This is a genomic window from Salinisphaera sp. Q1T1-3 (assembly GCF_003602005.1).
In the GTDB taxonomy this organism is placed as follows: Bacteria; Pseudomonadota; Gammaproteobacteria; order Nevskiales; family Salinisphaeraceae; genus Salinisphaera.
Genome location: NZ_QZWD01000008.1, coordinates 185,378 through 193,709 on the forward strand (window position 1 = coordinate 185,378; position 8,332 = coordinate 193,709).

Genomic DNA, 8,332 nt, shown 5'->3' on the forward strand with positions numbered 1-8,332 from the left:
TATCCGCGGACGAACCGTTGGCATTCCGACATAGCCCCCGTGTTCGCTTGCGGACTCATCGCCGGCGCGCGCCGGCGATCAATCGGCCGCCGGCTTGAACTCGCCGATGCCGTGCTCGGCGGGCGCCCGCTCGTAGCGCGCGGCCCAGAAGAAGAACAGGACGAACGGAATGAACAGGAAGATGGCGGTATAGGCATAGCCCATATGGATGTTCGACCCGCCGGCGAACATCAGCGGATAGACGATGCCGCCGGTACAGGACACGCCGCCGATGAAACCGGCCGCGACCCCGGGCCGGTCCGGGAACAACAGCGGCACGAGCGCGAACGTCCCGCCGGTACCGAAGCTGATGAACAGCCCGAGGGCCACGAGCGCAATCACCGACAGCGGTAACAGGCCGGCGAGCCCGGCCAGCGTGAGCGCGAGCATGGCCAGCGTGATCAGGATCAGGGCGATGCCGAGCCAGTGCAGGCGTGGCGCGTAGGGCAGGCTCTTGGCCACGATCGGCAACGGCGTCCAGCCCTTCTTCTGAAAGGTGTCCGACATGAAGCCGGCAAACGGCCGGAACAGCGACGCCATGAAGGATTGCACCGCCGCGAACGTGCCGGCGGCGACCTGCATGCCCGCCACGGTCGTGAACCCCAGGGCTGCGAGCTCCGTCTTGAATCCTTCCGCGAAATAGCTCGACAGCCAGGAGTTGAGCGCGATCTCCAGGCCGAAGGACATGGCATAGGCCAGCATCAGCGCGATGGCGATATAGCGGCTCCACACGAAGACCGTGCCGCGCCAGTCGGTCGCGCCCTTCGAGGTCCGCTCTCGGGTTTCGACGTCGCGCGCGGCCTCGCCGCGCCAGAGGTACCAGGCCGCCAGCAGCAGCGCGACGACGCCGAGAAAGATGAAAGCGCTCTGGTAATCGATGCCGAACACGCGCGGCAAGAGCAACGCACCGACGCCGGCGCCGACGTTGCCGGTGCCGGCATACAGACCTTCGGCGGTGCCGATCTCGTCGCTGTCGAACCACTGCGCGACGTGCTGGATGCCGACCACGAACGATACCCCGGCGATCGCCACGATCACCCGCTCGATGAACAACAGCGTGTAGTTGGTGGTGAAGCCGGAGGCGATCGAGACCAGTCCACACACCGCCAGAATCACCGCGAAGGTACGCGGCGCGCCGAAGCGATCGGCCGTCCAGCCGGCGATGATGCGCCCGATCGGCGCCATCCACAGCGCGGAGCTGGCCAGCAGGCCGAGAGCGGCAATCGACAGCCCGTAATGGTCGGCGATGCTCGGCGAGAATGCGGCTGTCGAGAACCACATCAGAAAACACCAGAAGAAACCGATCGTCGCGATGACGAGTTGCTCCACCTTGTGAGTCTTCACGGGCGCACTCCTTCAGAAGATTCGGAACGGGACGAACAGACAGACGGGCCGGCCGTCGGATCGAAGACACCGCCGTCGAAGAATCGGTCCGCGCCGAGCGTGATGCCGGGCCCCATGTCGGCGGCCTGCCACGGGCCGGCGTGCGTGCCTTCGGTCTTGTGATCGCGGGCGGGTGCGACCAGCCCGAGGTCGTCGCAGACCCGGCGATAACGATCGGGCCGATAGACCGCATCCACGGCCGCGACGACATCGCTGGCCGCGTGGAGCTGCGCGCTGCGCTGCATGCGCCGGGCAAACCAGAGACCGTGCGATCGCCAGGGGAAATTGACGTGGCGGCGGGCAAACACCAGATGGTCGGGCGCGGCCTCGACCGGCCCGCCCGGATGCCGCTGGAGCCGACCGGCATAGACATCGGCCAGCACTTCGGTGGGGCAATCCACGACCGCCGGATCGGCCATCAGCGGTGCCAGATCCGACCGCCCCTGGTCGGCATCAAGCCGATGACAGGCACGCAGCAGCGCCCGCAGCACCGCGCGATGCGTATTCGGATAGGCCTCGGCCCAGTCGGCGGCGACGCCAAAGACTTTTTCCGGCGCGTTGTTCCAGAGTTCGTAACCGGTCATCGGGATATGGCCGATGCCTTCGGCTACCGCGAGCTCGCTCCACGGCGCACCGACGCAGAACCCCGCAATCCGCTCGGCGCGCAGGTTGGCCAGCATGCGCGCCGGCGGCACGACGATCAGGCGCACATCGCGATCCGGGTCGATACCGGCGGCTTCAAGCCAGTAGCGCAGCTGATAATGATGCGACGACACGGGGTGCACCATGGCAAACGTCAATGGCGCCAGCCCCGCCGCCCGATCCTCGGCGATCACGCGCGCCAGCGACGAGGCATCGGCCGGCCCGTTTGTTTCGCCTGCGCCCTCGGCTCGCATGCGTTGCCAGAGCGCATCGCCGACACAAATGGCATTGCCGTTGGCGCCCAGCGCCAGGCTGGTGGTCATCGGCATGGGCGTGCTGCCCAGGCCCAGCGTCGCCGCCAGCGGCAGACCGGCCAGCATGGCCGCGCCGTCGAGCCGGCCGATGACCACATCGTCCCGGATCGCCGCCCAGGAGGCACGACGCGCGAGCGTGACGTCCAGGCCCTCTTCGGCGAACAGGCCGTCGCGTTCGGCCACGACCAGCGGCGCGCTGTCGGCCAGCGCGATGAAACCGAGGTGCAGTCGCGTCCTTTCCGGTGGTGCGTATGTTGTCATCGATGCCCGTACCCTATGTTTCGGACAAAAAAAACCGGCAGCACGATGACCGCGCGTCTGCGCGTCGTGCTGCCGGACCCCCTTGCCCTCTCACGTTGTATCGACATCCGAACGGCTTATCGGCCGTCGTTGACCACCCGCTCGCGATGTCTTCACCACATGGGGATGCAGAAGACGTGCCAGGATCGGCGCACTTGGGCCTGTTGATGTTTCGTTCGAGCGCCTTTTCGTCGAGAGGCCACAGTGTGTCCGGCAAGGCTCGCAACGCCGCAGGGCGGGATTTGTGGCCCGCCCCTTCGGGACAAGTGCCCCAAAATCAAAAACACGACGGCAACCCAGCGTTCCAGCACGCTGGCGCAGAATGACACGCTATGCGTGCTATGCCTCGTCTTGCCGCCCATCGTCAATTTCAGGGCGCACTTGGCGCGGACTCGCACGAAACATCAACAGGCCCTACGACACGAGACCGTCGCAGGCCATGGCTGCCAAAGGCATTTCGGCGCATCCGGGCGGCTCGGGCAGAGGGTCGACCGGCAAGACGGGCTTCAAGGGAACGCACGATCAACGTGCGAAGCACAATCCTGGTGCCTGCCGCGAATCAGCTCACTCGGCGGCCCGGGATAACAGCTGGCGTGCGATTTCGACCATCGGCAAGGCTCGGTCCATCGCGGTCTGTCGCAGCTGGCGATACGCGGCGTCTTCGGACAGGCCCTGGTCCTCCATCAGCAAACACTTGGCACGATGAATGGCCTGTCGGTCGACCAGCCGCTCCCGCGCGTCGGCCAGTTCGGCACGCAGCGACGCCATCTGCTCCGACTGGCGCACCGCGACGTCAACGAGCGAGCGCACCAGCGCCGGCGATAACCCGTCCATGACATAAGCCGCGATGCCGGCTTCCGAGGCCTGGGCCATCAACCGACGATCGTCGCGGGAGGACAGCATCAGCAACGGCCTGGGGTATGACGCGCTCAGGCTTGCCACGTCGTCGAGGACATCCCGCGACGGCGAATCCGCGCCGACGATGATCGCGTCCGGTGCGAGACGGTCAACCGCCTCGTACAGGTCCGCCTGATCGCTGACTGTATCGATCACCGAGAACCCGGCGTCCTCGATCACGGCGCGCAACGTGGACAGCCGCGCGGATTGTCGATCGACCAACAGAACGCGCATCACTCGATCGTGCTCTCAAAGAATGTCGCCTCAGACTGCCACAATCCCGAGCCACTTCGATGGAAAGACCGGGGGCAAAGACCGCGTTGGCTGATCCCCATGCCTGCAACGACAAGCGTTATTTCAAGCGCCGGCGGCACGGTCTGGCGCATGCGGCAATGACAGCTCGGCGAGGCCCGGAGTCGGTGATTCGCCGAGCGTGCGGCCAGCAGAATCAAGCGCGCAAGACAGACAACTCCGGCGGCATGGCGTGTGGACAGCGTGGGAAACGATGAGCGTGGCCATCCGGCCGGGCCGCATCGACCGAAGGCGCTGGGCCCGCGTCCGACAACGCACGGCCGATGTTTGTAAAAGCCGAGACGCGCGTTGACTGGCCGGCGGCGACGCGAACGATCAGCCGCCGCCCAGCGTGATGACAGAGCGCCTGAAGGTCCTACTGTCCGATCTTGTGCTGCTTGACCCACGCACGCGCGACGGTTTCGGGGTCGTCATGGTCCACCGACACCCGCTTGTTCATACGCTGCAGCTCGGCCGTCGTCAGCTTGGCCGACACGGCATTCAGCGCGTCGCGAATCGCATCGCTGAGTACCGCTTTCCGCGCGACCGGCACAATGTTCTGCGCCGGCACCAGATTCTTGTCGTCCTTGAGCAGGATCCAGCCCCGATCCGATATCACGCCCTGCGTGGTGAACATGCGTGCGACATCCACCTGCCCGCTCGCGAGCGCCGCCTGGGTCAGCGGCCCGCCGGCATCCAGCGAACGAAATCTTTTGAAATCAATACCGTAGACTTTTTTCAAGCCCGGCACACCGACATAGCGCGTCTTGGTTTCCGGCGGCCCACCCAACACCAGCTTGCCGGCAACCGGGGCCAGATCGGAGATCGTCTCGAGGTCGTATTTCTTCGCCGTGGCCGGTGTCACGACCAGCCCGTCCTTATCCTGCGCCGGGCTCGGCGTCAATGCGACCAGACTCGTCGGCAGCTTTTCGCGCAGCGTGTTCATGACCGCTTTCTGATCGCTCGCCTTGGATTTGCCGTTGGTCAGAAAGCCGACGAGCGCGCCGGAATATTCCGGCAACAGATCCAGTTCTCCGCTCTTGAGGGCCGGAAAGACCACCTCCCGCGACCCAAGATTCAGACGTTTCTTGACCGCGATGCCGCGCTTTTGCAGAACATCCGCATAGATGTTCGCCAGAATCAGCTGCTCCGGGAAATTGGTGGAGCCGATGACCAACGGCTTGCCGCTCGCCGCGCTGGCCGCGCTCGCGAACAGACCGACAGTCAGGAGTACGGCACTACACAGCATGGCCCGCATTGGAAAACGTTTCATAAAGATATTCCCTGATTGAGACCGGCGCGGCCGGCCAAACCGATCTTGATTCATCGTGCCAGTCCCGGCGACGTCAGCGCTTTCTGCAGCGTGCCAAGTCCGATTTCCAGCAATACCGCCAGTACCGCGACCACGATCGCGCCGCCGACCACCTGCGCCAGCTGTTGCTGGGCCAATCCATCGATGAGATAGCGCCCCAGCCCGCCCAGGCCGACATAGGCGGCCAGCGTCGCCGTCGATAGCACCTGCACCGCAGCCGTACGCACACCGGCCATGACGAGCGGCAAGGCAATGGGCAACTCGATCTGCCAGAGCTGTTGCCAGCCGGACAGCCCGAGTGCCCGCGCGGCTGTGCGCACCGAGGGATCCACGGCCTGCATGCCGACATAACTGTTGGTGACCATCGGCGGAATCGCCAGAGCCACGAGCGCCACCAGAACCGGCAGGAAACCGATGCCGACCAGCAGAAACATCAGGATCACCAGACCGAAGGACGGCACGGCACGGCCCATGTTCGACAGATTGATCGCGATGAGCCCGCCACGTCCCCAGTGGCCGAGGCCGATTCCGACCGGCAGGGCAATCGATACGGCCACGGCCATCGAGACCGCGACGTAATACAGATGCTGGGCAATACGATGCGGCAGCCCGTTATCGCCGGTCCACTGCGTCGGATCGGCAAACCATTGCACGACCTGATCGACCACGCCGAAACCGTCGGCGTCCAGGCCGATGGCCAGCGCACGACTCGCAAACAGACATCCGGCAACCAGCATGACCCCGCGTATCGCCGTCTTCATGCCGAGCGCCCGCGATGCCACGGCGTGAGCCACCAGAGCACGCCGGCCAGCAACAGATCGACACTGACCGCCAACAGAATGGACAGCACGAAGCCGACGAGCAGCGGCGTCGTGAAATGCAGCGTGAAACCGCTGATGAAGAGCTGGCCGAGCCCGCCCTGTCCGATCAGCGCGGTCACAGTGACCAGGCCAATGGTCGTGACTGCCGCGATTCGAATGCCGGCCACGATCACGGGCAGCGCTACCGGCAGCTCGACGGCAATCAGACGCCGACCGCGTGTGTAGCCCAGCGCCCGTGCCGCCTCGGAGACGTCGCGCGGCACACCGCGCAGCCCTTCGACAATATTGCGGAACAGAATCAGCAACGTATAGATCGTCAGCCCGATCAGCGATGTCGCCATCGACAGCCCGGTGAAAGGAATGAGCAGAATGAACAGCGCCAGCGACGGCACCGTGAACAGAATGCCGGTGAGCACCAGCGACAGGCTGTACAGACGCGGCCAACGCACGGCCGCCAGGGCCAATGGAAAGGCGATGATCAGGCCGCACAGCAGAGCAAGCCCGGTCAGTGCGACATGCTGGCCGAGCATGCCGGCGATATCCCCGGCATGGCGCTCGACCCAGTCCCAGCGGATGACACTCATGCGAGTACGGCAGCCAGCGCCGCCCGGTCCAGCACCCCGTCGAGACGTCCCTGCGCATCGACCCGCGGCACGGCGCCTAGCGGTGATTGCAGGATCGCACCCAGCGCCTTGCGCAACGAGTCCGCCGGGCCGATCACCGTGCCCACGGCCTGGGGTGCAGTCTCGTCGAGGTACTGCCAGCCGCTCGGCGCCCCGTCGGCATCGCGCCAGAACACCCAGTTTACGCCGGCCGCCTGCGCGATCGCACGAATATCGGTCGTGCCTGGGTCGGCGACCGGCGATGGCGACATCGCCGACGCGTCAGCGGCCGAAAACAATGCCAGCCGCTTGAGATCCCGATCCGCCCCGAGGAAATCGGCGACGAAATCATCGGCGGGCGCCGCAAGCACATCGGTGGGGGGCGCATACTGCGCGAGCCGGCCGCCTTCGGCAAAGATAGCGATTCGATCGCCGAGACGAATCGCTTCATCAATATCGTGCGTGACGAACACAATCGTCTTCTGCAAACGCGCCTGGAGGCTGCGCAACTCATCCTGGAGCCGCGTTCGCACGATCGGATCCACCGCCGCGAACGGCTCATCCATCAACAGAATCGGCGGATCGGCCGCCAGCGCGCGCGCCACCCCCACCCGCTGCTGCTGGCCGCCGGATAGCTGATGCGGATAACGCCCGGCCAGGCCCGTATCCAGACCGACGAGCGTAATCAACTCGTCCACGCGCGCCCTGATACGCGCCCGTTTCCAGCCCAGAAGCCGCGGCACGACGGCGATGTTCTCGGCCACCGTTCGATGCGGGAACAATCCCGAATGCTGCATCACATAACCGATGCCGCGTCGCAGATCGATGACATCCAGATCATCGATGGGCATATCATCGATGATGATGCGACCGGCGCTGGCCTCTTCCAGCCGGTTGATCAACCGGAGCGTGGTCGTCTTGCCACAACCCGACGGGCCGACGAGCACTGTCAGCTCGCCGGTGCAAAGCGTCAGATCCAGTTCCGCGAGCGCCGGCGCATCGTGGCGACCGTAGCGTTTCGTCACCTGCTCAAAGCGAATCATCCGGCTCGCCTCGACGCCATGGCAGAAAAGACAGACACGGCATCGCGGAACATGAAATAACGAATGACGATACGCTCCCTGAGCTGCGGCTGGTAGCCGCTTGATGCGGATTCATCGCCGAATATACCGGCTTTGACCGACGATCGAGATGCAGGGCATTACGTAGGCCGCCCCGCATCCGTTTCAGCCAGACAACAAAAATCATGACCGCGGTGGCGACAGCGGCGCTTCTCGTGCGGCCGATTAAACCCATGGCAACACACGAAAGCCACAACCACTGAAACAGCGTATCCCCCGCCGAACCGAGGACGACTGCCACGACACGAGAGTATCGATCGGAGACCGGCCGACATTCGACGTCGCATCTACAGTCGCTGCGTCCGACATTTCAGACCGGCCATAGCATCGCAGGACGTGATAATCGCCGATTCCTTCTGGGATGGCAGATAACCAGCGATGTAGACGAACAGCGATCCGGCCCGACAGAAAAACGGTCACCGGGGCGGAGCGCGAGCGCGCGTTCCGGACTTTCCAAACAACGCGTGCCGAGCGAAACAGCCGAACGCCAGCCATGAAAGGCCCGCTTGCGCGGACATTCATACCAGCAACCTGTATATGGTGGTTGCTATCAACCGCGGCAGAGCGTTTGCCTACGGATTGCTCGCATTCGGCCAAAAGGCCGACTGCT

General features: G+C 64.7%; 7 protein-coding genes. All 7 read right to left on the minus strand.

All coding sequences use genetic code 11. From position 1 onward, the window contains the following. Positions 1-78 precede the first annotated feature (78 nt). The 7 genes from D3260_RS09690 to D3260_RS09720 all read right to left on the minus strand — a co-directional run bounded on the left by D3260_RS09690 (position 79) and on the right by D3260_RS09720 (position 7,644). Complete coding sequence (locus tag D3260_RS09690; protein WP_199671441.1) at positions 79-1,383, minus strand: MFS transporter; 1,305 nt, start codon at positions 1,381-1,383, stop codon at positions 79-81. Continuing rightward, positions 1,380-2,639 (minus strand): CmpA/NrtA family ABC transporter substrate-binding protein, encoded by a 1,260-nt coding sequence (locus D3260_RS09695; RefSeq protein ID WP_120098393.1) that lies wholly within the window; start codon positions 2,637-2,639, stop codon positions 1,380-1,382. The genes D3260_RS09690 and D3260_RS09695 overlap by 4 nt, the downstream gene beginning before the upstream one ends. A gap of 603 nt (positions 2,640-3,242) precedes the next feature. Further along, complete coding sequence (locus D3260_RS09700; RefSeq protein ID WP_120098394.1) at positions 3,243-3,809, minus strand: ANTAR domain-containing response regulator; 567 nt, start codon at positions 3,807-3,809, stop codon at positions 3,243-3,245. A gap of 433 nt (positions 3,810-4,242) precedes the next feature. After that, positions 4,243-5,139 carry an ABC transporter substrate-binding protein gene (locus D3260_RS09705; protein ID WP_120098395.1) on the minus strand — a complete coding sequence of 299 codons (897 nt, stop codon included), beginning with the start codon at positions 5,137-5,139 and terminating at the stop codon, positions 4,243-4,245. A gap of 50 nt (positions 5,140-5,189) precedes the next feature. Beyond that, entirely contained in the window at positions 5,190-5,939 is a 750-nt protein-coding gene (locus D3260_RS09710; RefSeq protein ID WP_199671442.1) for an ABC transporter permease, read from the minus strand. Then, positions 5,936-6,583, minus strand: coding sequence for an ABC transporter permease (locus tag D3260_RS09715; RefSeq protein ID WP_199671443.1), 648 nt, complete (start codon positions 6,581-6,583; stop codon positions 5,936-5,938). The genes D3260_RS09710 and D3260_RS09715 overlap by 4 nt, the downstream gene beginning before the upstream one ends. Then, positions 6,580-7,644 (minus strand): ABC transporter ATP-binding protein, encoded by a 1,065-nt coding sequence (locus D3260_RS09720; RefSeq protein ID WP_120098396.1) that lies wholly within the window; start codon positions 7,642-7,644, stop codon positions 6,580-6,582. Before D3260_RS09720 ends, D3260_RS09715 begins: the two co-directional genes overlap by 4 nt. Positions 7,645-8,332: the final 688 nt, after the last annotated feature.